Annotated in this window: 25 protein-coding genes; 16 read left to right on the forward strand and 9 right to left on the reverse strand. The window is 43.0% G+C overall.

The window, feature by feature from the left end; translation table 11 throughout:
* Positions 1-94 precede the first annotated feature (94 nt).
* The 3 genes from AAEO56_RS15860 to AAEO56_RS15870 are packed head-to-tail and all read right to left on the reverse strand — an operon-like array spanning position 95 to position 4,504.
* Positions 95-2,512, reverse strand: coding sequence for a TonB-dependent receptor domain-containing protein (locus AAEO56_RS15860; protein ID WP_341698040.1), 2,418 nt, complete (start codon positions 2,510-2,512; stop codon positions 95-97).
* A gap of 59 nt (positions 2,513-2,571) precedes the next feature.
* Positions 2,572-3,834 carry a sensor histidine kinase gene (locus tag AAEO56_RS15865; RefSeq protein ID WP_341698041.1) on the reverse strand — a complete coding sequence of 421 codons (1,263 nt, stop codon included), beginning with the start codon at positions 3,832-3,834 and terminating at the stop codon, positions 2,572-2,574.
* The gene (locus AAEO56_RS15870; protein ID WP_341698042.1) at positions 3,827-4,504 is read right to left on the reverse strand and encodes a response regulator transcription factor; all 678 of its coding nucleotides are present in this window, start codon (positions 4,502-4,504) and stop codon (positions 3,827-3,829) included. The genes AAEO56_RS15865 and AAEO56_RS15870 overlap by 8 nt, the downstream gene beginning before the upstream one ends.
* A gap of 333 nt (positions 4,505-4,837) precedes the next feature.
* On the opposite strand from AAEO56_RS15870, the gene AAEO56_RS15875 reads away from it, so the two are divergent.
* Entirely contained in the window at positions 4,838-6,136 is a 1,299-nt protein-coding gene (locus AAEO56_RS15875) for a flavin monoamine oxidase family protein (protein WP_341698043.1), read from the forward strand.
* Positions 6,137-6,209: 73 nt separating this feature from the next.
* On the opposite strand, the gene AAEO56_RS15880 is transcribed toward AAEO56_RS15875, so the two are convergent.
* Positions 6,210-7,625: a glycosyltransferase gene (locus AAEO56_RS15880; protein ID WP_341698044.1), complete on the reverse strand. Its 1,416-nt coding sequence runs from the start codon at positions 7,623-7,625 to the stop codon at positions 6,210-6,212.
* Positions 7,626-8,060: 435 nt separating this feature from the next.
* On the opposite strand from AAEO56_RS15880, the gene AAEO56_RS15885 reads away from it, so the two are divergent.
* Positions 8,061-8,834 carry a phosphatase PAP2 family protein gene (locus tag AAEO56_RS15885; RefSeq protein ID WP_341698045.1) on the forward strand — a complete coding sequence of 258 codons (774 nt, stop codon included), beginning with the start codon at positions 8,061-8,063 and terminating at the stop codon, positions 8,832-8,834.
* A gap of 65 nt (positions 8,835-8,899) precedes the next feature.
* On the opposite strand, the gene AAEO56_RS15890 is transcribed toward AAEO56_RS15885, so the two are convergent.
* Entirely contained in the window at positions 8,900-9,058 is a 159-nt protein-coding gene (locus AAEO56_RS15890; RefSeq protein ID WP_341698046.1) for a lmo0937 family membrane protein, read from the reverse strand.
* 183 nt (positions 9,059-9,241) lie between these two features.
* Between AAEO56_RS15890 and AAEO56_RS15895 the strand changes: the two genes are divergently transcribed.
* Positions 9,242-10,585: an FAD-dependent oxidoreductase gene (locus AAEO56_RS15895; protein ID WP_341698047.1), complete on the forward strand. Its 1,344-nt coding sequence runs from the start codon at positions 9,242-9,244 to the stop codon at positions 10,583-10,585.
* Positions 10,586-10,711: 126 nt separating this feature from the next.
* Here the strand turns inward: AAEO56_RS15895 and AAEO56_RS15900 are convergent, their stop codons facing one another.
* Positions 10,712-11,080: a DMT family protein gene (locus tag AAEO56_RS15900; protein ID WP_341698048.1), complete on the reverse strand. Its 369-nt coding sequence runs from the start codon at positions 11,078-11,080 to the stop codon at positions 10,712-10,714.
* 435 nt (positions 11,081-11,515) lie between these two features.
* Between AAEO56_RS15900 and AAEO56_RS15905 the strand changes: the two genes are divergently transcribed.
* From AAEO56_RS15905 to AAEO56_RS15950, 10 genes are all read left to right on the forward strand, one after another.
* The gene (locus AAEO56_RS15905; RefSeq protein WP_341698049.1) at positions 11,516-12,376 is read left to right on the forward strand and encodes a MotA/TolQ/ExbB proton channel family protein; all 861 of its coding nucleotides are present in this window, start codon (positions 11,516-11,518) and stop codon (positions 12,374-12,376) included.
* An 81-nt stretch (positions 12,377-12,457) separates the two neighbouring features.
* Complete coding sequence (locus tag AAEO56_RS15910; RefSeq protein WP_341698050.1) at positions 12,458-13,105, forward strand: ExbD/TolR family protein; 648 nt, start codon at positions 12,458-12,460, stop codon at positions 13,103-13,105.
* Between the two features lie 19 nt (positions 13,106-13,124).
* Complete coding sequence (locus AAEO56_RS15915) at positions 13,125-13,694, forward strand: ExbD/TolR family protein (RefSeq protein ID WP_341698051.1); 570 nt, start codon at positions 13,125-13,127, stop codon at positions 13,692-13,694.
* Positions 13,695-13,723: 29 nt separating this feature from the next.
* The gene (locus AAEO56_RS15920; protein ID WP_341698052.1) at positions 13,724-14,548 is read left to right on the forward strand and encodes an energy transducer TonB; all 825 of its coding nucleotides are present in this window, start codon (positions 13,724-13,726) and stop codon (positions 14,546-14,548) included.
* Positions 14,549-14,559: 11 nt separating this feature from the next.
* Positions 14,560-14,802 (forward strand): hypothetical protein, encoded by a 243-nt coding sequence (locus AAEO56_RS15925; RefSeq protein WP_341698053.1) that lies wholly within the window; start codon positions 14,560-14,562, stop codon positions 14,800-14,802.
* Between the two features lie 61 nt (positions 14,803-14,863).
* Complete coding sequence (locus AAEO56_RS15930) at positions 14,864-15,406, forward strand: energy transducer TonB (RefSeq protein ID WP_341698054.1); 543 nt, start codon at positions 14,864-14,866, stop codon at positions 15,404-15,406.
* A 64-nt stretch (positions 15,407-15,470) separates the two neighbouring features.
* Positions 15,471-16,388 carry a PstS family phosphate ABC transporter substrate-binding protein gene (locus tag AAEO56_RS15935; RefSeq protein ID WP_341698055.1) on the forward strand — a complete coding sequence of 306 codons (918 nt, stop codon included), beginning with the start codon at positions 15,471-15,473 and terminating at the stop codon, positions 16,386-16,388.
* A gap of 48 nt (positions 16,389-16,436) precedes the next feature.
* On the forward strand, positions 16,437-18,140 hold the full coding sequence (locus AAEO56_RS15940; RefSeq protein WP_341698056.1) for a tetratricopeptide repeat protein: 1,704 nt from the start codon (positions 16,437-16,439) through the stop codon (positions 18,138-18,140).
* Positions 18,141-18,235: 95 nt separating this feature from the next.
* Entirely contained in the window at positions 18,236-18,592 is a 357-nt protein-coding gene (locus AAEO56_RS15945; RefSeq protein ID WP_341698057.1) for a hypothetical protein, read from the forward strand.
* 39 nt (positions 18,593-18,631) lie between these two features.
* Entirely contained in the window at positions 18,632-19,264 is a 633-nt protein-coding gene (locus tag AAEO56_RS15950; RefSeq protein ID WP_341698058.1) for a 7-carboxy-7-deazaguanine synthase QueE, read from the forward strand.
* Positions 19,265-19,306: 42 nt separating this feature from the next.
* Here AAEO56_RS15950 and AAEO56_RS15955 read toward each other — a convergent pair whose 3' ends face one another.
* A complete protein-coding gene (locus AAEO56_RS15955) occupies positions 19,307-20,020 on the reverse strand; it encodes a class I SAM-dependent methyltransferase (RefSeq protein WP_341698059.1) in 714 nt (237 codons plus the stop codon).
* Between the two features lie 39 nt (positions 20,021-20,059).
* Between AAEO56_RS15955 and AAEO56_RS15960 the strand changes: the two genes are divergently transcribed.
* A complete protein-coding gene (locus AAEO56_RS15960) occupies positions 20,060-20,554 on the forward strand; it encodes a YkgJ family cysteine cluster protein (protein ID WP_341698060.1) in 495 nt (164 codons plus the stop codon).
* Positions 20,555-20,750: 196 nt separating this feature from the next.
* Positions 20,751-21,002 carry a hypothetical protein gene (locus AAEO56_RS15965; RefSeq protein ID WP_341698061.1) on the forward strand — a complete coding sequence of 84 codons (252 nt, stop codon included), beginning with the start codon at positions 20,751-20,753 and terminating at the stop codon, positions 21,000-21,002.
* Here AAEO56_RS15965 and AAEO56_RS15970 read toward each other — a convergent pair.
* On the reverse strand, positions 20,999-21,214 hold the full coding sequence (locus AAEO56_RS15970; RefSeq protein WP_341698062.1) for a hypothetical protein: 216 nt from the start codon (positions 21,212-21,214) through the stop codon (positions 20,999-21,001). The genes AAEO56_RS15965 and AAEO56_RS15970 overlap by 4 nt on opposite strands.
* A gap of 207 nt (positions 21,215-21,421) precedes the next feature.
* Positions 21,422-22,711 carry an exo-beta-N-acetylmuramidase NamZ family protein gene (locus AAEO56_RS15975; RefSeq protein ID WP_341698063.1) on the reverse strand — a complete coding sequence of 430 codons (1,290 nt, stop codon included), beginning with the start codon at positions 22,709-22,711 and terminating at the stop codon, positions 21,422-21,424.
* Between the two features lie 5 nt (positions 22,712-22,716).
* Here AAEO56_RS15975 and AAEO56_RS15980 point away from each other — a divergent pair, with 5 nt between their 5' ends.
* The gene (locus AAEO56_RS15980) at positions 22,717-23,952 is read left to right on the forward strand and encodes an ABC transporter permease (protein ID WP_341698064.1); all 1,236 of its coding nucleotides are present in this window, start codon (positions 22,717-22,719) and stop codon (positions 23,950-23,952) included.
* Positions 23,953-24,285: the final 333 nt, after the last annotated feature.

The following is a 24,285-nucleotide window of genomic DNA, read 5'->3' on the forward strand; positions in this document are numbered from 1 at the left end:
TAGTCGCAAGTTTCAGTTGTAATTTTGAATTAATTCTGAATTTATTTATTTATCGTTTGAAATGCCTGATTAACCGTCAACCAGCATGATTTTCTTAAAATTTATAGCTGTACCCAAAACGCACTACTTGTGTTTCATAGTAATCTTTGCTGGTGTAACGGAATCCGTCGCCCTGCACTTCCTTTTTAATAACAAGTGTATTGAACAGGTCGGTCGCATTCAGGAACAGTTCGCCTTTGCCTTTTTGAATGGTTTTTTTAAGGCCGATGTCAACAGAAAAACGCGAGCCTGTTTTGCCCTGCGGCACAATATCAGGCGCTAAGTAAGCCACCTGCATTTGCCCGGTAAAGGTTTTGGCAAAAGTAAAAGTGTTGTTGAATTTGATATTTCCTGAAGTCATTTCCTGCTTTTCATTTGAAACAATCACCGAAACAGGATACAGGATATTTACCGTAAAGGGATCTATAATATTCCTGTAGGCATTCAGGTTCAGGTTGAATGAATACCACGAAACCACTTCGCGCGAAAAGATCATTTCGGCTCCGCTACTCGAGCTCTTGCCGGCATTCTGGAAAACACTGTAAATTAAATTGCTGCCCCGCGCAGTTGTTGCTATCCGCGTAATAGTGCCGTCTGTAAATTTTTGGTACAGCGATGCGAACAGATAACCTTTGCCTATGGTTGTTTTATAGCCCAACTCAAAAGAATTGGAAAACTGTGGCCGCAACGCCGGATTTCCTACTTTTATGATCTCTGCATCATCGTATTTTGGGAAGATCCTGATATCAACTTCATTCGGCCTGTCCACCCTGCGGTTATAAAAAAAGGATAGCTTGTTGTTGGCATCGATCTTATAGGCAAAGCGAATGTTGGGGAAGGGCTGCAGGTAATTGTAGCCGCTGCTTTTATAAACAGGGTGGTTAGGGTTCACCTCATATTCCAGGTAAAAGTATTCCATTCGAAGTCCCGCTTCGGCTTCTATCCGGTTGCTTTCGAAAACATAATTGCCATACAGCGCAGGAATTGCTTCTTCGTAAACAGCCTTGCCTCCGGCACTGGTATCCAGCGGCGAATTGAGGCTTGGATAAAACTGCATATTGGTAGGGATAACCCTGTTCCTGAATTTAAACCCTGTTTCAAGGCGCCCGTGCCTCAGTGGCTTTATGTAATCTGCATTCACATCAATAACGCTTTCGTCCGACAGCAGTTTGAACGAATCTTTCCCGGTATAATCGGGCATGATGTTATCGAAAAAATATTTCTCATTTTCCCTGTGGAAGGTGTAGTTGATACCCGCGTTCAGCAAATGCCCCGGATCTTTAAATTTGTGCTGGTAGCCTGCCGAAGCCATTACCGTAGTCTTCAGCTCATCTTCCAGGAATTGCCAGAGCCGGGACCGTTGCGAAAAATCGGCATTGAAAAAAGGCTCGTCACCATGGTCAAGGATCTTTTCGCTCCCGAAAAGAGCCGACAATGTAAAGCTGTTGTGTTCGTCAAAATTCCAGTCCACACCTGTTTTAAAAGTTGTAAAATGCGTATTGCGGTTCCGTTTTGTTTGCTGGTTGATAATTGTGCCATCGTCATAAGTACGTGTTACGAACTCATTCTTGTTAAGTGTTTCGGTATATAGGTAGTCTCCCTGAAAATACACGTTGACTTTCTCCTTACGGTAATTAAGCGAGAACGAAGGGTTTACCTTCGGTGTCATCTGGTACTGCGGCCGTATGGTGGGCAGGTTCGCTTTCCTTTCCCACAGGGCGCCAAACCCAGAACTTAAACCGACTTTGCCATTCAGGCCCTCGTCCTTATTCTTTTTATAAATGATATTAATGATCCCGGCGTTGCCGTTCGCATCATATTTTGCCGACGGATTGTTAATGATCTCGATCCGCTCAATTGCCGATGCAGGTATGTTATCCAGCCCTGTTTGTCCGCCAAAGCCCGTCATCGCGGTCTGCTTGCCGTCTACAAGTATCATTACACGGTCATTGCCCCGCAGCAGCACTTTACCATCCTGCGTTGTTACACCCGGCATGTTTTGCATAGCCTGCAACACACTCCCGCCGCTTTGGGCAATGTTATCGCTTACAGCAAATGATTTTTTGTCCATCCTGTCGTTTACGGCATCATTGGTTTTTGTGAGTATCACTTCGTTCAGCAGTTGTGCATCCTCAGCCAGTTCTATAGTGCCCACATTAAGGAATTGCGAAAGTGAACCCACATATAATTCCTGCAAATGGGCCTTGTAACCTACGGATATGATTTCAAGGCTGTAATTTCCCGGCGGGATATTGGTGAGTGTAAACAATCCTTCTTCATTGCTCACCGTGCCGGCAACCAGTGCATCGTCTTGTTTAAGTACGGCATCGGCATAAGACAGGCTCGTTCCGGAAACAGTGTCCTTTATGGTGCCCGACAGGGTTACAGATTTTGTCTGTGCATAAAATGATGCTACCGAAAAGAGGAATGTCAGGCAGAGGAATATTTTCCTGAAGGGGTATTTCGCAGTCACAGGCTTGCATTTAATTATAAAGCAAAACTGCAAACCGATTTAGAAGGAAACCTGAATTTTTAAAATTTCACTATAAAATTATGCAGGCCATCGTGAAAACTATAGGCAATATCCCATCGGTTAAGCTCGATGATTTTTTTTACGATGGCAAGGCCAAGGCCATTGCCCTTAGCCGAAGGGTCGGCTTTTGAGAATCGGTTGAAAAGCTTTTCCGCATTGAGGGGTATTTGCTGGCCGCTGTTTGCAAAAGCAATAGCATTTTCCGATGTAGTAATTATTATTTTGCCTCCCGTAGTATTATGCCTTATGGCGTTAAGGAAAAGGTTGTTAATGAGTACTTCGGCCAGTACGGGATTTGTATTTAAAATTGCTTTTTCAGACAGGTCTACAGTTACAGTTACTGATTTTGAAGCCGCCTGCTCGGTAAAAAAATCGAGGTGCTTTTCTATGTAGTCGTTAAGAACGACTTCCTGTTTTTCCAGATAACTGTCATTGTCAATTTTAGAGAGCAGCAGCAGGTTTTTGTTGAGGCGGTTCATTCGTGACACATCATTGTTGAGGGAGCCTATCAGTCCCGATTCTTCCTCTGACAAACCTGCTGATTGTGAAAGCGTATCGAGTTTTGTCTGGAAAAGTGCAAGCGGTGTCTGTAGCTCGTGTGCAGCATTCTCTACAAATTCCCGCTGGCTTTTATATATAGCAGTATTTTTTTCGATAAGGCGGTCCAGGCTCTTGTTCAGGCGGTCAAATTCATCAATGTCGGTACCAATGAAGTTCGGCGGATTGTTTTTATCGATCTCAAAATCCTGTATCTGTTGCAGCGTGTCATAAAAGGGCGACCATATCCTTTTTGCCAGGCGGTTGGAAAGCAGGATAATGCCTATAAGCAGGATTATAATAATGACCAGGAACATAATGGCGATACTGATCACCATGCCTTCCATCTCCACAAGGTTGCTTCGCTCTATATAAGTAAACCGCTTGTTCCCGATGTTCACGGGTGCATAAAGCAACCGGAAGGGCTCTTTTTCCCTGGAGATAGAATCGAACAATGACCTCCCGAAAATCGAATCTTTGGTGACGCCCATGTCAGGGACAATCTGAACATCGCGATTGTATTTATTCCATGCAGCGATGTCATTTTCTGTAAAATTGCGGCTGTCTTTTACAAAGTCCCCTTTGTGGAAAAGCAGTACTTCATCCGTTTCATAAATATACAGCAGTTGGCTTATGAAATAAAATACTGGCGCTGCTACAACAAGTATCAGCACAGAGAACGCAAGGAAGCTCCCGGTGGTTTTATTTAATAATCGTTTAGTCATCCTGCCATTTGTATCCGAGTCCGTAAACCGTTTTAATATAATCGCCGCCGCCCGCCGCACTCAGCTTTTTCTTCAGGTTCTTTATATGTGCGTACACAAAATCGTGATTGTCCAGCATATCTGCCATATCGCCCGAAAGGTGCTCGGCAATAGCGCTTTTAGACAGCACTTTATTCTCATTCCCGATAAGATACAGCAGCAGGTCGATCTCTTTTTTTGTAATGTCTAATTTAGTCGTATTTACGGTAACGGTCTTAGAAAAGATATCGATAGTTATCTCATTAAAAACCACATTATTATTCCCCTTAAAGTTTTTACGCCTTATGAGCGCGTGGAGCCTTACCAGCAGTTCCGATAAATGAAAAGGTTTAGTAAGGTAGTCATCTGCGCCCAGGTTAAAGCCTTCTATGCGCGTATCAAGATTTTCTTTTGCCGAGATGATAATAACGCCTTCCGTTTTATTTTGGCGCTTTAGCTCGCGGAGGATATCAAAGCCATCACCATCGGGAAGCATCAGGTCTAATAATATACAGTCATAATCATACATGCTAATTTTATCGAGGGCATCCTTATAGCTCCCCGCCAGCTCACACTGCACACCATTAGGCTTAAAATAATCTTTAATGCTAATAGCAATTTCCTTTTCGTCTTCTACTACTAAAATTTTCATACTGCAATTTAGCAATTCAATTCTGAATGAAATTTGAATTTTCTTTTAGAAACTGTCTAAAATTTAATTTAACCACATAGAAACATAGATTTTCATAGTCTTTAGTTTATGCATAAGGCCCACAGTAGATCGAAGCTATGCTTTCGATACTATGTTTGACTATAATTGGGGCAAATGTTTCTAACTTTGAAGCAATTTTAGGCTATGTGCCTATGTGGTAAAATACCTGTTTAAAAATTCAGACAGTTATTCTTAATGCAAAATATATAGGATATCGGCAACATATAACCATCAAGCTGCATAATTGCTATCTTGCTATATCAATTACAATGAATGAAAAAAACAGATGTTATTATAGTAGGTGCAGGCGCTTCGGGCCTGATGGCTGCATACACCCTGGCGAATGCCGGGAAAATGGTAGTGGTACTGGAAGCCAGGGGCCGTATCGGCGGGCGCATACATAGTGTAAATGAAAACTTTTCGGCACCAACAGAACTGGGCGCAGAATTCGTTCATGGTGATCTGCCTGTTACCCTTAACCTGCTGAAAGAAGCGGGTATTGGCAGTCAGCATGTAGGTTTTGAAATGTGGCAATACCAAAACGATGCCTTTGCGCAGACCGAAGAATTTATAGATGGCTGGGACGAATTCCTGCAAAAGCTGAACCAACTGGAAAACGATATGCCGCTGCATGATTTCCTGGAGCAAAATTTTGATGGAGCGCAATATGCCAAAATGCGCAACCAGGTTGAAAATTATGTAGCAGGATACGATACTGCCGATTCACGTGATGCAAGCGCCTTTGCCCTGCGCAACGAATGGAACCATGAGAATGAGTATGCCCAGCACCGTGTTGATGGCGGGTACGGTACGATGGTAAATTACCTTGCCAATGCATGCCGCAATGCCGGTACCGAAATTCATCTTACCAATGTTGTACATAAGGTCAGTTGGAAAAGCAATGCAGTGCACGTTACAACAACCGATGGCAAACAATATGAAGCGGACAAAATCATCATTGCCCTGCCGCTCGGGGTGTTGCAGGCGCCGGAAAGTGCAAAAGGAGCATTAGCGTTCAATCCCCCGATAAAAGAGCACATGAAGGCAATCCATGATATGGGATTTGGGTCGGTAATAAAAATTCTGCTGGAGTTTGATGAGGTATTTTGGGAAAAAGAAGCTGTCGGTGCCGACCTTTCCAATATGGGCTTTTTGTTTTCCGATGAAACGGTACCTACTTACTGGACTCAATCGCCTGTGCGCAGCCGGCTGCTTACCGGATGGCTGGGAGGCCCACCTGCTTATGCCCAAAAAGGCACATCCGATGAAGCTGTTTTGCAAATGGCGATGACATCGTTAAGCAATATATTTCAGACAGGGCAGGAGATACTGCAAGACAGGCTGGTTGCATGGCATGTAGCCAACTGGACTGCCGAGTCTTACACACGCGGTTCCTACGCGTACGACAAAGTTGAAAGCCCTCAGGCGCGCAAAGTTTTACTCCAGCCTGTTGACGGCACGCTATATTTTACAGGGGAATACCTATATGACGGCCCTGCTATGGGAACTGTTGAGGCCGCATTGACCAGTGGGAAAAATGCTGCGGAGATGGCGTTGAAGGGAGGATCATAAACTGCCGGTAAAAAAAAATGCCACGCCTTTGCAGACGTGGCACCTAAAAGCACTACCTTTTTATGAAATAGTATTACCCCAGCCCGCGTGTCAGCCATCCTCTTTTGTTGGCGGTTGCAATAGCATACGGGGTTATCCAGAACAGCGCGAAGGTATACAGTATGCTGTATGAATACGCCCAAACCGACTCCGAAATAGTATGCCTCTTGGCATAGAACAAAACCGGGAAGCTGGAAAACACCAGTATGCTGAAAAGAGTGGAGCTAAAGAACAACACCGGATGCGTCGCTATAAAAAACAGCATAAAAAACAGGAACGGGTAGGTCATTAACAGTTTTATCGACTGGTTTAAAAATAGCAGCCTCGCACCGGCTTTAGAGCCTTTCCTGAAGTTGGTGAAGACAAATTGTGCCATCATTATATTTTCGCGCACATTGCTCCTGTCCCAGCGGATAAACATTTTATACAAGCCGTTGTATTTTTCAGGCACATTCGTAAGCACGTAGGCGTTTCTCTGGAACAGCACATTATAGCCCTGTTTTAAAATCATATTTGTCATGGCACGGTCTTCACCTATGTCCGAAGGCTGTCCCATAAAAGTTTGGTTGATCCATTCCGGAAGGCACGCAAACACAGCACTGCTGCGGTAAGCAGCCAAAGCGCCCGGCGTACAAAGCACCGTACCCAGCATACTCTCGGCAGAGCGTACAAATTCAAAGCTCAGCACAAAGCTCACGTTGAGCATTTTAGGGAGGATTGCTTTCTCGTTGTTCAAAACGCGTACATTCCCGGCAACAGCGCCACAATTCTCATTGGTTACAAAAGGGCTCACGAGGTTTCGCAAAGTATCCGGCTTTACAATAGAGTCGCTGTCTATGGTTACAAATATCTCTCCCGTGCCCAGTTTGAAACCACGGTAAAGGGCATGGCGCTTTCCTTTATTTTCGGGCTGCTGGTAGATCGAAAGGCGGTCGCCCAATTTTTCTTTGGCTTTCTGCATCCAGTACCAGGTGTCGTCCCTGCTGCCGTCATCAATAGCAAGCAGCTGTAGTTTTTCCTGCGGGTAAAGGCTGTCTGCCACGCTCATCAACGTATCCCAAACCTGCCTGCCTTCATTATATGCCGGTATGATTACCGTACAGGTAGGCAGTAATTCATCTGAAACCGATTTAACGGATTTGTAACGGAAATACAGGAATACATTATAAATGAAAAATCCTGCCTTGAATAAAAGCAAAGCACTGGCTATAACAATAAAAATGAATCCCCATGTAGACTCCATCCTCTCGGCATTGAATTGCGAAAAGTCCGGTTTTAATTCGTAAACTAAAAATCCGGCCCCTATCATCAGCAGAAAAGTACTGGTAAGCACCAAAAAGCTCAATGACTTTAAGGTTGCTTTACGGATGGCTTTGTAAGCTCTTTTTATAAATTGCCGGGGTTCGTTTCTAGAAGAGTAGGGCTGGTTTGCTGTAATTTCAGTTTTCATCGCTATCTATTTTTTTGTTTGTGTTTTTGTATCTCGTGCTTCACCTGATCTGTAATGGTGCGCATTTAGCCATAGTTATGGGTATAGCACTATTGGCAATACCTGTTCCAGTTTTGTAAATATCTATTTTCTAGTGTTTTATGTTGTATTTGAAGAAGTGAAAGTGTGGAAATATTCCACACTTTCTATTGTAGTTCTACACTTTAGAGATTTAAGTTGGTGCTTTATGGAATTGGATTATTTTTACGATGCAAAGCCTGGCGGGGCAAAAAAACCAATGATATTATTATGATATGGATGACTTAGCGCCTATCTGTTCGAAATACGCCTTTACGTTCCATCAGGAATTATTGCAATCTGTTAAAAATCAGCCTGACTGATACTTTGGGCATAATGCTTGCGTTACTATAGCCTATTGATGATGAAAAGGACTGAATGAAGAAAAAGATTACCTTGTGGCTTTCCATGTGCAGCGTGGTATGCCTCAACGCTCAGGAGAAAATTATTATTGACCACGATACCCTTGTCAACCAGACAAAAATCACAAAACAATCTTCCGTTTACCGGAAATTGCTTGTTCCTGCCGTTTTGGTGGGGTATGGCGCTTTTGGCCTTGGGAGCGATGAGCTGAAAAACATTAACAGTCATATACGTGTAAGCGTGAACGGTACGCGTGGACAGCGCACAAACATAGACGATTATACAAGATATGTACCTGTCGCTTCGGTGTATGCACTAAACCTGATGGGAATCAAAGGAAAAAACAACTTCAGGGACCGTACCATTATACTGGCGACCTCGCAACTTATTATGTGTGGCTCGGTAATGGGGTTAAAGGCATTGGCAGGAGAAACGCGGCCAGATGGCAGTACCGACAATTCATTCCCTTCAGGGCACACGGCAACGGCTTTTGCGGGTGCCGAATTTTTGTGGCAGGAATACAAAGATGTTTCGGTGTGGTATGGTGTTGCCGGCTATGTTGTAGCTACCGGTACCGGCCTGCTGCGGATATATAACGACAGGCACTGGCTTACCGATGTGGCTACCGGTGCGGGAATTGGTATTTTGAGTACTAAGATAGCTTATTGGATATACCCCTGGATGCAAAAACAGCTTTTTGGCAACGGGGAAGAAAAGAAGTTTACCGCCCTTGCCGCACCTTTTTATAACGGCGAACAGCTGGGGCTTACTGCGGTATTGAAATTTTAATATAAGAAAAATCCCTCTGGTGAGGGATTTTGTCTTGTACGTTACATGGTTATTGACGGTTATGCTTATGGCCTCCTGCCCGTGGCAAGCCTGTAAAGGATACCTATAATTGCCAATACTAATAAAATGTGGATAAGGCTTCCTACGGATTCGTAAAAACCAAAAAATCCTACAAGCCATCCTATCACAAGGATTACAACGATTAACCAGATTAAATCTCTCATAATATATATTTTTAAATAGTTAGTGAGTTAAAATTACTTCTTTAGACAGAGGTGTGTTAATTAATTAAGAATCCTTTAATAGCCAAAGTTTTCTTAATTACCCTACAGCCTTTAAATAAATAAGGAAAATCATTTTGCCTGTTTATTTATTACCTACTTTTGTCCTGTTTTAGAATATTTTGCATGCAGACTCCTTTAAAAATTGCTATTGTTGGTTCAGGCCTTGTAGGTTCGCTACTGGCTATATACCTCAAAAGGGCAGGCCACACAGTTCATGTTTACGACCGCAGCCCGGACATCAGGACCATCCGGTTCTCGGGACGCTCTATCAACCTTGCCATGTCGCACCGCGGATGGCGTGCGCTTGATGAGGTTGGGCTTGGCGACTCCATACGCGAGATTGCAATGCCTATGGACAAAAGGGCTATCCATACCGTTGGCCAGCCGCTCAACTATCTGTATTATGGCAAAGACGGTGAGAATATCTACTCCATATCCAGGGGGGTGCTCAACCGCAGGATGGTTACCCTTGCCGAGGCAGAAGGCGCTGAATTCTTCTTTAATACCCGTGTTTGGGATGTAACCATGGCCACAGCCACGCTTCATACCGGCGAAACGGAACAGGGAGAATGGGACGACCGTAAATATGATATGGTCTTTGGTGCCGATGGCGCTTTCTCAAGGGTGCGGCACAGGATGCAAAGGCAAAACATGTTCAACTATTCTCAGGAATTCCTCAATACGGGCTACAAAGAGCTCAATATACCCGCCAATCCCGACGGTACCCACAAGCTGGACAAAAACTCTTTCCATATATGGCCGAGGCGTGATTTCATGCTTATTGCAATGCCAAATTTGGACGGTAGCTTTACCTGTACCTTATTTATGCCTTTTGAGGGAGAGTATTCCTTCGAAGCATTAAAGGACAAAGAAACGCTTGAGGCTTTCTTCGCAAAACATTTCCCTTCGACTACCGATGTTATTCCTAATCTTGTGGAGGATTTCTTTAAGAATCCTACAAGTTCACTGGTTACCATGAAATGCTATCCATGGACTTACGAAGATAAGGTGGCTCTGATAGGTGATGCCTGCCATGCTATTGTGCCTTTCTATGGACACGGAATGAATGCCGGATTTGAGGATATTACGATACTGAACCAGCTTATGGGCCAGTATGGTGACGACTGGAAAACAATCTTTGAGGAATACCAGAAAAGCCGTAAGCCAAATGCCGATGCCATTGCCGAGCTTTCGTACCGTAATTTTATGGAAATGAGCTCGGATACTGCCGATGCTTCTTTCCTGCTTCGAAAAAAAATAGAAAAGCGATTCTCTGAAAAGTATCCTGACAAATGGCTGCCGCTCTATAGCCGCGTTACCTTTAGCCACCGCCCGTATTCCGAAGCGCTTGCTATTGGCGATCACCAAAAAGCGATCATGGATGAAGTGATGCAGCTGGAGGGCCTTGCCGAAAAATGGGATTCTCCCGAAGTGGATGAGAAGATACTGGAGCTGCTGAAAGGTTAAAGCTTTGGTTTCACGGTTACGCGCTGAGGTTGCCTATTACGCTACACAGCTAAACTTTTCAACTTTACAGCTTTGATACTCTGCAACTTTGCGACTTTGTAACTCTGCAACTCTACTACTTTCAAACTACTTCTTAAATATAAAGTAAACCGCCAGCACCAGGAATAAAAAGCCTACTGCATGGTTCCACCGGAACGTCTCGCCTTTGAAAAACAGCAGCATAAACACTGTAAACACTACGAGCGTGATTACTTCCTGTATCACTTTGAGCTGCAATAATGTAAATGGCCCGCCGTTTTCTTTATAACCTATTTTATTGGCCGGGACCTGGAAAAAATATTCGAAAAGCGCAAGTCCCCAGCTTATCAATATTATAGATATCAGCCCCAGGTTTTCAAACCATTTAAGGTCTTTAAATTTCAGGTGGCCATACCATGCAAGTGTCATAAAAATGTTGGACAGGATAAGGAGTCCTATTGTAAAAAATCCTTTCATAATTTCAGTTCGTTAGCTGGCTAAAACGTTTTTCAGCTTTAAATTGTAGTATTTGTATTACAATTTAGGTTGTGATTTATATTTAAAATGTGAATTTACTCATAAAAACAGATACTTCAAATTAAAATGCAATGCTTGCACAATAAATGTATGTGATTTGTGTTATTTATATGTTATCTATATTAATTCTATGTAATTTTTAATGAATAATCGTTTTGAAGCGTTTAAAATAAATATTGTATAAGCAAACTGTTTAAACTCGCGATTTTGCTAAGTTTATTATTGCAATAAATTACTGTTAAGAATTGAGAAAAAAAATCATTTTGTTTTTTTTTCTGTTCTAATACTATAAATTTGCCAGTCTTATATCAATAAAAGGTTTTAACAATAAGAAACTATTATTAAAAAAATCAGAAAACTAAATTTTTAAAAGAAATGGCAAACGCAACTATTCAGAAGGTTGAAAAAAACAATGGTTCTTCAAAAGGAGCTAATGTATTCGCAGGATTAACTATTATACTTTGTTTAGTAGTTGGTGCTCTTGTATGGAAATTTATCATGGGAGCTCCATCAAATTTTGAGAACGCAAAAGAGATGATTGAAAAAGGCGCGGAAGCCGGTCATCCAAAAGACGGAAGTTATCTTGGTATGGTTTACAAAGGAGGTTTTGTAGTACCGGTACTTATGGGTCTTTTCCTTATGTCAGTTGTGTTTTCTATCGAGAGGCTTTTCGTTATCAGTAAAGCAGCAGGAAAAGGCAATGTTGAGAACTTCGTTAAGAAAGTACAAACGCAGATCGCAGCAGGAAACATCAACGAAGCCCTTGCAGAATGCGACAAACAGCAGGGAACTGTGGCTAACGTGGTAAAAGCGGGCCTTTTGAAATATGAAGAAGTGAAAAGGGAAGGCTTCGACAGCGAAAGGGCTGAAGCAGCTATCCAGCAGGAAATAGAAGAGGCTACGTCTCTTGAAATGCCAATGCTTGAGAAAAACCTTGTAATCATCTCTACCCTTGTTTCTATTGGTACCCTAATGGGACTTCTTGGAACGGTAACGGGTATGATCAAGGCGTTCTCCGCTCTTGGTGCAGGTACAACACCGGATTCATCACAGTTGGCAAACGGTATCTCTGAGGCGCTTATCAATACCGCTACAGGTATTAGTACTTCTACGCTTGCGGTTATCGCTTACAACGCGTTTACTTCTAAAATTGACAAGCTTACTTACTCTATTGATGAGGCAGGTTTCACGATCACCCAGACTTACAGAAGGTTCAGGGCACGTGCTAACAACTAGTTGAGGGTCAGTTAAAATATTTGGTTTGAAAGTGTGTGGTTCCATGCACTTTCAGGCCTTCATAAGCTAATAAAAACAATAATGGCTAAAGTTAAAATATCAAAGAAGAGCACGAGGATAGACATGACCGCGATGTGTGATGTGGCATTCCTTTTGCTTTCATTCTTTATTATGACTGCTACCGCAAAACAGCCTGAGCCAAAGCCGGTAGACACACCAGCCTCTACGGTATTGGATAAGATCCCTGAAGAAGGGGTTGCTACCATTACAGTAGGAGACAAGCAGGTGTTCTTCCTTATGCCGAGGGATATCAGGAAGGCTACCTTGGAGCGTATGTCTGCCAAGCGCGGTGTGCAGTTTACTGAAAAAGAGTATACGGATTTTGAGAAAATGGATGGTTTTGGGGTACCGCTTAACAAGCTGAGGTCGCTTTTAGCGCTTACTGCGGCCGAAAGGGCCAAGCCGGGTATCCAGACAGGTATTCCTTATGATTCTATAAACAACCAGCTTTTTGACTGGGTTAAGGAAGCAAGGGAAGCGCAAAGGGAACTTCTTGACCAGAAGATACAGAACGGTGAAAAAGATGTTGTGTACAAAGATCTAGATATTGCTATAAAAGGTGATGCCAAAGAGGAGTATACCACTATTAAAACCGTAATAGATATTCTTAGGGATCAAAAGAAAAACAAATTCTTCCTGGTGACAGGTTTACGAGATAAAGATTTTTAATATTATAATATAATATAAAATGGCAGAATTAAATACAGGCGGCGATGGCGGCAAGGGCAAAAAGGTAAGAAGCAAGAAATCCAATCCGGGGGTTGACCTTACGGCGATGGTGGATCTTGCATTCCTTTTGATCACGTTCTTCATGCTTACCACAACGCTGTCTAAACCGCAGGCAATGCCGCTGCCGATGCCGGATAAAAACCCTGAAAACCAACCTAAGGAAATAACCAAAATTCCTGAAGAGCGGATGATGACAATCCTAATCGGTGAGGATAATAAGATCATGTGGTACATGGGTCAGTTTGCAACGCCAAAAGTGCCGCCTACGGAAGCTTCCTTTGGGAAAAACAGCATCAGGAAAGACTTGCTGAAAAACGTTCAGCTCGGAAAAAAGTATGCTGAAAGGGAAGGAAAGCCTAAAGAAGGCCTTGTAGTGAATATTAAGGCAAGTGATAAAGCAACGTATAAAAACCTTGTTGATATACTTGATGAGATGGCGATAACGCAGCCGCAGCTTTATGCGATTGGCGATATTACACCGGGAGAACTCGACTTGTTAGTACAGTCCGGATTATATACAAAAAAATAATCCCGCTGTTAACCAAAAAAATATAAATTATGTCAAAGCTGAGTTTATTTAAGAAAGACTGGATCGATATGGTATTCGAAGGCCGTAACAAAAAGTACGGCGCATACCAGCTTCGGTCTGAAAACCCTGTAACAACGATAAAAGCGTTGGGACTTGGAGTGCTTCTGTTTGTTCTGTTTATTGCTTCGGGCCCGATCTTCGGATGGGTAAAAGGCCTTTCGGCTGCAAAAGAAGAGAAAGTAGAACTTGTGGAACTTACTGATCTTCCCGAGCCTGAGCCAGAAGAGATTCTTCCTCCGGAGCCTCCTAAAGTAGAGCAACTGCAGGCTCCAAAATCTATTGTGGAAGAAATTAAGTTCAAGCCTCTTGAGGCTGCCAAAAAAGAAGACGTACCTGATGAAATTCCGGATACTAAAGACTTTAAGGATGCCGACCCAAGCGACAAAAATGCTGAAGCAAGCCCGGAAGGCGATATCAATATAGATAAGCCATCGGGAGACCTTAACAAAGGCGTAGAGCCTTCTGAGGATAATGGTATATACAATTCTGCAGGATTGCAGGTACAGCCCGCCTATCCGGGTGGTATGGATGCTTTCTACAAGTATGTGAACAACAACTTCAGGATACCTGAAATTGAGCAGAATATGGTAGCTAAGATATATGTATCGTTTGTGGTAGAGAAAGATGGCTCTATGACACAGATAAAAATACTTAGGGATCCGGGCTTCAATCTTGGTAAAGAAGCAGAACGCGTTCTTAAATCCATGAAGAAGAAATGGGAGCCGGGTATCCAGAACGGAAAACCGGTTAGGGCATCTTACAATCTTCCTATTACGATCAATATTAAATCATAAGGAAATAAGAGATGCTTTCACGTAAAAAATCTCAAGACGAAACACAGAAATCGCCCGTACAGCGATTTCTGTTCGTTTTGGGTATAGTCTTCTTTCTTCTGTATTTTGCCCTGGGGATAATTATCATCTTTTGGAAAGAAATACCATTGTCTTTAAGCTACAACGGCAGGCTGGGGCTTGGGCTCCTCCTTATAGGCTATTCTTTCCTCAGGTTTATAAGGATTGTACAAAAGAACAACAGCAATGACCAGTAATTCCGTTTTGGGTTTATTTATGCCTGCAGAAGCCACTGCCCGTTCATTAAAAAATCAATTCATGAAAAGATTCCTTCTTTGTTTAGTGCTCGTTGCCGGCATTGCCGCAATGGCACAGGATGCTCCTGCCACGCCCGAAAGCGATGTTTATAACGTAGCCGGGCTTCAGGTTAAACCGGAATATCCCGGGGGGATGAAGGCTTTTTATCAATTCATATCAAATAATTTTCATGTTCCGGATCTGGATTTGGAAGAAGATTTTGTGGCAAAAATATTTGTAAGTTTTGTTATTGAAAAGGACGGTAGCCTTTCTGGTATAAAAGTAGTCCGGGATGCCGGTTACGGATTGGGCAATGAGGCCGTCAGGGTGCTGAAGCTATCTAAAAAATGGACACCCGGCATGCAGAACGGACAGGTTGTGCGTACCAGCTATAGCCTTCCTGTTTCAATCAATATTGAAGGCACTCCAAAACAGAAAGAGGAATTTGCAGGGGAACCGCATACTGAAGAGCCGGAACCGGTAAAAGAAAAAGTAAAGACAGAGCCGAAAGGAAAAAAAACGGTTACAACAAGCAGTAGCACTAAGAAAAAGAAAAAAGCATAGCGATCAAGCTGTAATTCTTTTGATACCTATATAACCTCACCTAACCATGAAAAGTAATCGTAAAATGAAATATACATCCGTGATAATTTTTACTTGTATCACTGCCGGTGTTTTGGTGTTCTCCTGTAAAAAAGAAACTACAGAAGGAGGCTTTGAAGGCGAATCGCTAACCTATGGTAAAACCACGATACTGGTAGATAATACCGTCCAGCCGATCGTGGAAGATGTACTTGCTGTTTTCCATAGCGTTTATGACAATGCACACATCAACCAGGCCAACCTTACCGAAAATGAAATATTGCAGGCGCTTCAAAGAGATACTGCAAAGGTAGCCATACTGCCAAGAAAACTCACTGCGGCGGAGGAGGCTCACTTTACCAGCACAGGCATTTCGCCTCGGGTAACCGAATTTGCAGTTGATGCGATAGCATTGATAACCAATTCAAAAGTAACGGATACGGTGCTTGATTTGCAGGAAGTATACAATGTGTTGCAGGGTAAAGCCTCGGCAAAGGTGCCAAAATTGGTTTTTGATAACCCGAATTCAAGCACGGTAAAGGAACTGATGCGGATGGCCGGTGTTAAATCAATGCCAACTTCAAATGTTTATGCTTTGAAATCTAATGAAGAAGTCATTAAATTTGTACATGATAACCCGGGATCGATAGGTATTGTTGGCGTAAACTGGCTGTTGCAGCCGCCCTTAGACCTGGTGAAATATGTGGAAAAAGTGAGGATTCTCGCACTGGATAATGTTAAAATTGACAAAGGCGAAAAAAAATACTATCAACCCTCACAAAGCAATATAGCTACGGGTTCCTACCCTCTTACAAGGAAGTTATATGTGTTAAATTATCAGGGCAAACAAGGCTTGGGCATGGGTTTTGCAACTTACATCAGTGCACCCGAAGGGCAGCGGATTATTTTAAAGTCGGGGCTGCTGCCGGTAACCATTCCCCCAAGGGAAGTTGAAGTAAAGTAAATTATGAAACTACTAAATATTTATAAAGGAGAAATTAAAATGACCAAGATGAAAAAATTTAAATTCCTCGGTTTATCATTGCTGTTTTTTGGTGTGGCTACTGCACAGGATGTCAATGAAGCCAAAAAAGCAATTGATGCAGAGCAGTACCAAAAGGCCAAAACCATTTTGAAATCGCTTGTAAATTCTACACCAGATGACGGAAAGAATTATTTCCTTTTGGGAGACGTTTACCTTAAGCAAAGCGAGCAGGATTCTGCTGCAATATATTTCAATAAGGGTAAAGCTGCTAAAAACAATCCGGAATACAACACTATCGGCCTTGGCCACATAGACCTGGACAATGGCAATGCTGCCGCTGCACAGGCAAAATTTGATGCGGTAGAAAAAGACCTTCGTAAAAAAGATGTAGAGCAGCTGATATATATCGGACGCGCTTACATTACATCTGAGAAGCCGGACTACAAGAAAGCGATCGCTGTATTGAACAGGGCTGTTGCCAAAGATTCTAAATCGGCTCAGGCCTACCTTAGCCTTGGAGATGCTTACTATGGCGAACGCGACCAGAATAATGCGTATCCTGCTTACCGTACTGCCGGAACGCTTGACAGCAGCCTGCTAAGGGCAAAGCTTCAGCTTGGCGTTATTACCAAAAACACGAGGGCTGCGTTTCCGGAAGCAATAAAAGAATTCGACGGTGTTATTGCTGCTAATCCAAACTATGGCCCTGTTTACAGGGAACTTGCCGAAACCTACTACCTGTGGGCGAATACAGAAGGTGGCAAATATGCGGAGTATACTAAAAAAGCGCTTGGATATTATGAAAAATATATGTCGCTTACAGATTACTCGCTTAACTCGAGGATGAGGCATGCCGACTTCCTTGTACTTACCCGCGACTGGAAAGCACTCGAAGCTGAAGCTCAGGCAATGCAGCAGCTGGATAAGGTAAACCCAAAGATATTACGTTATCTTGCCTATGCAGCGTATGAGAATGGTAACTATGCAGGCAGCTTAACGGCTATGAAAGACTTCCTTGCCAAAGTTGAGCCTAAAAGGATTATCGGTAGGGATTACCTGTACCTAGGCCTTGCTAAATTGGCAACTACTGTAGGTAAAGATGCAGATAACAATGCCGTTATTACCGACCAGGTTGTATTTGATGAGGCTATTGCCGATATCAAAAAAGCGGCCGAAACAGACATCAACCTTACAAACGAATTTAATGAAATAGGTAAAAAGCTGTTCACGCAGAAACTATATGCTCCGGCATCGGTAGTATTTGAGATTGCCGCGGCAAACCCGAATAACAAGAACCTGTTTTATGACAACTTCTATTTAGGTTACTCTATATACTACGATCACCTGAATAAATCGGATGAGGCGAAAAAACAAAATATCGAGCAGCTTAAGAAAGGTGATGCAGCGATGTCAAAAGTTATCGAGCTTTCAGCAACTTCGCAGGATGCTTACCTTTTCAAGGCGAGGATAAACCAAAGGATCGCTACAGATGAGTCGTATGCACAAATGGCAAAGGCTTATGACGATTACCTTAGGGTAGTTACTGAAAAAGGAGAAACTGAAACGTCTAAAGATGCGGTGAAGAAAAATATGGTAGAGGCTTATTCTAATGCCGGTGCATACTACGCACTTAAAGATAAGGCCAAAGCTGTTGATTACTTTACAAAAGCCCTTGTGATAAACCCATCCGACGATTACGTTAAAGGAGAATTAGCAAGGCTTAAAAAATAATTGTATTATAATCTTTTATTAAAACCGATGGCCTGCCATCGGTTTTTTTGTTTACCGCCGCAACGAAACAGGTATATTTGTTTAAAATTTGAATTATGGACATTACCAGTGAGTATTTGCATAACCTGCTTTTTCATGAGGAAACAGGGCTGCTGATGAAATTTCATTTTGGCCAGGGCCTTGATATGGAAGCTGTCGACAGGCTTTATGAAGCCCTGGAAATACTAAAAGCAGACTGGAAGGATAAAAGCTACCTTCCCAAAGACCTTGTTTTTATACTTGTTGATATTGTCCCGGCGCTGTATTGCGACCTGCCAGCATACGTTGGCACACCAGAATATGATCAATATGTTGAAATTTTCTATAACCTGTCTACTGCCGTTAGTATGTGTGTCAATCCTGATGTAAACGATATGCACTTTAATAAACCACTGAAAGACATAGGGATTTAGACAGCTAATAGTTATCTTTGCACCCTATTTTTGAATACGATGCTGAAGAAGGAATTACAGATGGAAGTTGAGAAGGGTCAAATGCTGCCCCTAATGGAGGAGTTTTATACGATCCAGGGCGAAGGCTATCATACAGGTACTGCTGCCTATTTTATACGTGTGGGCGGATGTGATGTAGGCTGCCATTGGTGTGATGTCAAAGAAAGCTGGAATGCGGAACTGCATCCGCCCACAAGTACCGACACAATTGTTGCCAATGCAAAGCAATATGCAAAAACAATTGTAATAACAGGCGGCGAACCGCTTACATGGGATATGGGCCCACTTACCTCAAAGCTAAAGGCTGAAGGCATGAATACCCATATCGAAACTTCAGGCGCTTACCCGCTTTCCGGAACCTGGGACTGGATATGCCTTTCGCCAAAAAAGACAAAATTACCCACCGAAACCGTATATGCCCATGCCCACGAACTAAAAGTGATCATACACAACAGGCACGATTTTATTTTTGCCGAAGAGCAGGCTGCCAAAGTAAACGGGAATGCTATCCTCTTCCTCCAACCCGAATGGAGCCGGAAAGAAGAAATGACCCCGCTGATTGTTGATTATGTAATGAGCAACCCAAAATGGAGGGTGTCGCTGCAAACGCATAAATATTTGAATATACCTTAAGAGGTTTTCAATTCATATCTAATCCGGACACTGTTCCGGGTTTTATTTTGCTATCGTAAGCCGAGCCAAATAATCAAAATGTTCGCCTTCCATAACAAGCTCACAATTGAAACCGTTGGCGTGCGCCGCATTTTGCAGGGTGTTATAATCAAGATACAGCCAGTCAAAAGGGGCTTCAGTTTCTCCTTTATATTTTACGGTAAACTTCACCTCGCCATAATAGTCAATATCCGAAGGTATCCACTTGCCACCGTCTTCATCTTCGTCAAACATATAAATAATGTCTGAGGAGTCCAACAGTATTTGCCCGCCGTCATTCAGTAACGATTTCAGCTTCTGCAAATAGTCCGATATGTTTTTCAGCTTCCCGAATATGCCGGTGCCGTTCATCAGCAAAATAATGGTATCGAATTTTTCATTTTCCAGTTCAAGCACATTAGTGCGAACAGCATTGTTCACGCCACGAAGCTTGCAGGCCTCTATGGCATTTTGGGAAATGTCAATAGCCAATACATCCAGCTTTTTTTCATTTTGCAGGTACAGGCTGTGGCTTCCGGCACCGCACCCCACGTCGAGCACACGCCCATTCGCGAGTTGCAGCGCTTTCTTTTCCAATTCAGGCATATCCTTATAGCTCCTGAAAAGGTAGGCCACGCTCATTTCATCCTCTTCAGAAATAGAAGTTTCAGTAATAAGATCTTCCGGTGCATTGCCGGTTTGATAGTCTAATATGGCTTTCCCGAAAAGGTCTTTCATTTTTTCATACTTTTGCCACAGAAAGATAATGACTGCGGAATGGAGGATTTTTTAAAACAGCTGCCGAAGCTCGCCAAAGATAAGCATAATGAAAACAAAAAGTTTTTTGATAAGCTTAAAAAGAAAACGCCCAAAAACCTGGACTATGTAATGCAGGACCTGCACGACAGGGAGTTTAAAAAAGACTACTGCCTCAGCTGTGCCAATTGTTGCAAGACCACCGGGCCGCTTTTTACACTTGCCGACATTGAGCGCATTGCAAAGCACCTTCGGCAAAAGCCCCAGCAGTTTATTGAAAAATACCTGCGCATCGATGAGGATAACGATTACGTGCTGCAAAGCGTACCGTGTACTTTCCTGGACAGCGAAAACTACTGCATGATATACGATGTCCGCCCCAAAGCCTGCCGCGAATTCCCCCACACCGACCGAAAGAAATTCCAACAGATCGCCGACCTAACCATTAAAAACGTAGCGATATGTCCTGCGGCATATAATATTGTAGAGGAAATGAAAAAGAAGATTGTTGTGTAAAGCTTCAAATGCGGCTAATCAGGTTCCCCTTTTTAATTGGATAAAAATTTAATCCTCCCGAAATAATTTCAAAACGATTTTTTTTTAGTTTTACCGGAAATTTGGAGCGTGGCATATATAGCATGAGCGACTTTGCTACTTCGGATAACAACGGCTACCTGCTTCAGTTCGGGCAGGAGGTAAACCAATAAGAATTATGAAACTTCTACGCAATATATTTATTATCGCAATATTTTCAATGGGCCTGTCCGCCTTATTTTATTATATGAATAGTGAAGTGGTAAAAACGGCTTCATGGGTAGACGCGATAGGGGAGATAACAACCGTTGCAATCTTTATTTTCATATTCACATTTATCCTTTACAGCATTGCAAGGGGTGTGACAAAAGGTGCCAGGGCGGTAACAAAGAAAAAGCCCTCCGATCAGGAAGGCTCAAATAATCGTTAGGCAGCGATTTCTTCTTCGGCGTGCTGCTTAAGCTCCCCCACAAAGCTCTCAATGCTGTGTATTTTGCCTTCTACATAATCAAGAAGCCCCTCGATCTTGTCTTTCAGGTCTTCGAAGAATGCAATAATGTCATCGATATATCCTTTTACCTTGTTTATAAAGCCAAGGATATATTCAATAAAGCTGTTTAGTTTTTCAGTGATGTTATTCATGACAGGTATGTTTAAGAATTATTATTACTGAAAATTACAAAACCCTGTCCGTAACGCGAAATACTTTGTCAAAACATTAAGATTTAATGGTAAAATTGGTTTGCTACCAATTGCGTTTAAAATAGAGTTATTCGAGTATAAATATCCACATGAGTAAGCACGTCTCGCTCCCCTCTCCTTGGGAGAGGGGTCGGGGGAGAGGACAAATTATCTCCCATAAATCAAATACTTCTTCCGCATCTTTTTAAAATCCGATAGCCCGTCCTTCCAGCTATCCCGTATTTCATCCTCGCTCATGCCACTCTCTATCTGCTGTCGCAATACGGTGGTTCCGGCAAGTTTTGTAAAGAAAGACGTAAAGAACACCGACTTATCCTTCGTTTCTTCATACGCTTTTAGCAGCCATTTCAATTCCAGTTTTTTTACCCTTGGTGCATTGCTAAGGTCTTCGCCATAGCAAAGCTTTCCTTTTAGCGGAGGTTCTTTAGCGCCTTCATTCGGCATTGGCGTAAAGCTAAAGCCTGTATCCGGCAGGTCGGGCGACCCGTATATCTGGAACTGCTTGTCGGTACCGCGCCCGAGGCTCACATTGGTACCCTCGAAAAAGCACAGGCTGGCATACAGGTTTATAGCCTTGTCGTTCGGCAGATTAGGGGATGGCTTTACCGGTAGGTGGTAAAACATATTCCTTTTATAATTCAGGCAGGGTATTACGGTCAGCTCGCATTGAAGGCTGTCCTTGAGCCACTTTTCGCCGTTTATCATTTTCCCGTATTCACCAATGGTCATGCCATGAAGAACGGGTATGGAGTGCATTCCTATAAAGCTCGTATTCTCTTTTTCGAGTATCGGCCCGTCAATTATGCCGCCATTAGGATTCGGCCTGTCGAACACGATAAGTGGAAGGTTTTTTTCGGCACAGGCCTCCATTATATAATGTAGTGATGATATATAAGTGTAAAAGCGCGCGCCTACATCCTGCAGGTCGAAAACCAGGACATCGATCCCGTCCAGTTGTTCCTGTTTCGGTTTTTTATTATCACCGTATAAAGAGATTATCGGAAGCCCAGTCTTGGTATCCTTGCCATCCTTTATCAGCTCTCCCGCATCGGCTGTGCCACGGAAGCCGTGTTCCGGGGCATATATTTTTTGCACATTGACCTTGTTGTCGAGCAAAAAATCCACAACACTCATCATCCCTTCCTGATTGGTGTTAAGTTTAATGTCGTTTCCTGCATGTCCCTCTATATAACGTACGATCCCGGTCTGGTTTGTAACAACGCCCACTCTTTTGCCTTCGAGCATGGGGAGGTAGGCATCAAAATTATCAGCGCCCGTTAGAATTTCTTTTTTATCATTTTTGGCTTTCAGTGATATTGCTTTGTGTGCAGTTGTGTCAATTACGGTAGTAGTGGTCGGCCGTAACGATTTTCCGCACCCTACGATAAATACTATTGAGAATAAAAATGTATTTTTGAACAACGAATTACATACCATATCAGTTGAATTTAGAATATTTCATAGCCCGCAGGCTTGTTACTGCGAAAAACCATAAAAGTAGTATATCTGCGCCAATTATAAAAATTGCGATCATTGCCATTGCCATCGGCATTATCATGATGGTCATTGCCGTGGCTACTGGTGTTGGGCTGCAGGACAAGATCCGCGAAAAGGTCTCCGCCTTCAACGGACACGTGATCATTTCCAATTTTGACGATAACCAGTCCGAAGTCAGTGTGGAGCCGCTTTCCATCAAACAGCCTTTTTATCCAAAATTCACATCGGTACCGGGAATCCAGCACATCCAGGCAGTGGCTTCAAAGGCAGGCATCATCCGCACCGAAAAAGCATTTGATGGTATTGTGTTCAAAGGTGTCGGCAAAGAATATAAATGGGATGTTCTCGACGAATACATTGTGGCAGGCAGGAAACCCAACCTTAGCGGCGCCCTCAACAACGAGGTAATGATTTCAGAGTACCTCTGCAACAGGCTTGAACTAAAGGTAGGCGATGAGTTCAATACCTATTTTATGAAAGAAGGCGGAAACGGTATGCCCAACCTCAGGCGGTTTAAGCTGGTGGGTATCTACAATTCCGGCTTCCAGGAATTCGATTCGGCTTACCTTATCGGCGACATCCGCCACGTGCAGCGCATCAACAAGTGGAAAGACGGCCAGGTAGGCTCTTTCGAAGTCTTCATCGATGACTTTAATAAAATTGACGAAAAAGGCAAAGAAATATACGATGCCATCCCGTCAACCCTTGAAAGCAAAACCATAAAAGAGAAATACTTTAATATTTTCGAATGGCTCACACTGTTCGATGTCAATATTATGGTCATCATTGTCATCATGATAGTGGTCGCGACCATAAATATGATAGTGGCGCTGCTTGTCCTTATATTGGAACGTACCCAGATGGTCGGCATGCTCAAAGCACTGGGTGCAACCAACTGGAGCGTGCGCAAAATATTTCTATACAATGCCGCCTACCTTATTATAAAAGGACTGCTGTGGGGCAACGGTATCAGCATCGGGTTGTTGCTTATCCAGAAGTACTTCGGCATCATCAAGCTCCCACCCGAAAACTACTATGTCAGCGTAGCGCCGGTCACTATAGATATCCCCGCGATACTGCTTATAAATGCCGGGACAATAATAGTGTGTATCACGCTGCTGCTCATCCCGTCCTACATCATCACCAAAATTTCCCCTGTAAAAGCCCTCCGCTTCGATTAATTTTTTTTGGAGCGAAAGGGCGTTTCATTTTCAGCCATGGCAATTCCTGCTCTCCGCTCTATCCTCGCCGAAAAGGCTCGGGATGCCGCTACTATCAGGGCTAGTAGCCATCTATCCGCATATTTGCAATGTCCTGTAAATAATTACCGCTACGGTTTTCATCCGAGTAAGCACGTCTCACTCCCTCTCCTTTGGAGAGGGGTCGGGGGAGACTTCTCCGTTTGCACCGCAGGTACAAAAAACCTCTGTGATCTTAACTTATGTATAATAGCAAAACCTTTGCGCATCTTTGCGTCTTCTTTGCGAATCTTCGTGTAATAGCTTCCTTATATA

The organism is Flavobacterium arundinis (assembly GCF_038289855.1).
Lineage (GTDB): Bacteria > Bacteroidota > Bacteroidia > Flavobacteriales > Flavobacteriaceae > Flavobacterium > Flavobacterium arundinis.

What these genes read in the sequence shown, in the direction of transcription:
- AAEO56_RS15950 (WP_341698058.1), top strand. Translation starts at nt 18,632, where the DNA reads ATGCTGAAGAAGGAATTACAGATGGAAGTTGAGAAGGGTCAAATGCTG.
- AAEO56_RS15945 (WP_341698057.1), top strand. Translation starts at nt 18,236, where the DNA reads ATGGACATTACCAGTGAGTATTTGCATAACCTGCTTTTTCATGAGGAA.
- AAEO56_RS15935 (WP_341698055.1), top strand. Translation starts at nt 15,471, where the DNA reads ATGAAATATACATCCGTGATAATTTTTACTTGTATCACTGCCGGTGTT.
- AAEO56_RS15925 (WP_341698053.1), top strand. Translation starts at nt 14,560, where the DNA reads ATGCTTTCACGTAAAAAATCTCAAGACGAAACACAGAAATCGCCCGTA.
- AAEO56_RS15920 (WP_341698052.1), top strand. Translation starts at nt 13,724, where the DNA reads ATGTCAAAGCTGAGTTTATTTAAGAAAGACTGGATCGATATGGTATTC.
- AAEO56_RS15900 (WP_341698048.1), bottom strand. Translation starts at nt 11,080, where the DNA reads ATGAAAGGATTTTTTACAATAGGACTCCTTATCCTGTCCAACATTTTT.
- AAEO56_RS15960 (WP_341698060.1), top strand. Translation starts at nt 20,060, where the DNA reads ATGGAGGATTTTTTAAAACAGCTGCCGAAGCTCGCCAAAGATAAGCAT.
- AAEO56_RS15875 (WP_341698043.1), top strand. Translation starts at nt 4,838, where the DNA reads ATGAAAAAAACAGATGTTATTATAGTAGGTGCAGGCGCTTCGGGCCTG.
- AAEO56_RS15865 (WP_341698041.1), bottom strand. Translation starts at nt 3,834, where the DNA reads ATGACTAAACGATTATTAAATAAAACCACCGGGAGCTTCCTTGCGTTC.
- AAEO56_RS15905 (WP_341698049.1), top strand. Translation starts at nt 11,516, where the DNA reads ATGGCAAACGCAACTATTCAGAAGGTTGAAAAAAACAATGGTTCTTCA.
- AAEO56_RS15890 (WP_341698046.1), bottom strand. Translation starts at nt 9,058, where the DNA reads ATGAGAGATTTAATCTGGTTAATCGTTGTAATCCTTGTGATAGGATGG.
- AAEO56_RS15940 (WP_341698056.1), top strand. Translation starts at nt 16,437, where the DNA reads ATGAAAAAATTTAAATTCCTCGGTTTATCATTGCTGTTTTTTGGTGTG.
- AAEO56_RS15955 (WP_341698059.1), bottom strand. Translation starts at nt 20,020, where the DNA reads ATGAAAGACCTTTTCGGGAAAGCCATATTAGACTATCAAACCGGCAAT.
- AAEO56_RS15870 (WP_341698042.1), bottom strand. Translation starts at nt 4,504, where the DNA reads ATGAAAATTTTAGTAGTAGAAGACGAAAAGGAAATTGCTATTAGCATT.
- AAEO56_RS15910 (WP_341698050.1), top strand. Translation starts at nt 12,458, where the DNA reads ATGGCTAAAGTTAAAATATCAAAGAAGAGCACGAGGATAGACATGACC.
- AAEO56_RS15895 (WP_341698047.1), top strand. Translation starts at nt 9,242, where the DNA reads ATGCAGACTCCTTTAAAAATTGCTATTGTTGGTTCAGGCCTTGTAGGT.
- AAEO56_RS15930 (WP_341698054.1), top strand. Translation starts at nt 14,864, where the DNA reads ATGAAAAGATTCCTTCTTTGTTTAGTGCTCGTTGCCGGCATTGCCGCA.
- AAEO56_RS15915 (WP_341698051.1), top strand. Translation starts at nt 13,125, where the DNA reads ATGGCAGAATTAAATACAGGCGGCGATGGCGGCAAGGGCAAAAAGGTA.
- AAEO56_RS15975 (WP_341698063.1), bottom strand. Translation starts at nt 22,711, where the DNA reads ATGGTATGTAATTCGTTGTTCAAAAATACATTTTTATTCTCAATAGTA.
- AAEO56_RS15970 (WP_341698062.1), bottom strand. Translation starts at nt 21,214, where the DNA reads ATGAATAACATCACTGAAAAACTAAACAGCTTTATTGAATATATCCTT.
- AAEO56_RS15885 (WP_341698045.1), top strand. Translation starts at nt 8,061, where the DNA reads ATGAAGAAAAAGATTACCTTGTGGCTTTCCATGTGCAGCGTGGTATGC.
- AAEO56_RS15965 (WP_341698061.1), top strand. Translation starts at nt 20,751, where the DNA reads ATGAAACTTCTACGCAATATATTTATTATCGCAATATTTTCAATGGGC.
- AAEO56_RS15880 (WP_341698044.1), bottom strand. Translation starts at nt 7,625, where the DNA reads ATGAAAACTGAAATTACAGCAAACCAGCCCTACTCTTCTAGAAACGAA.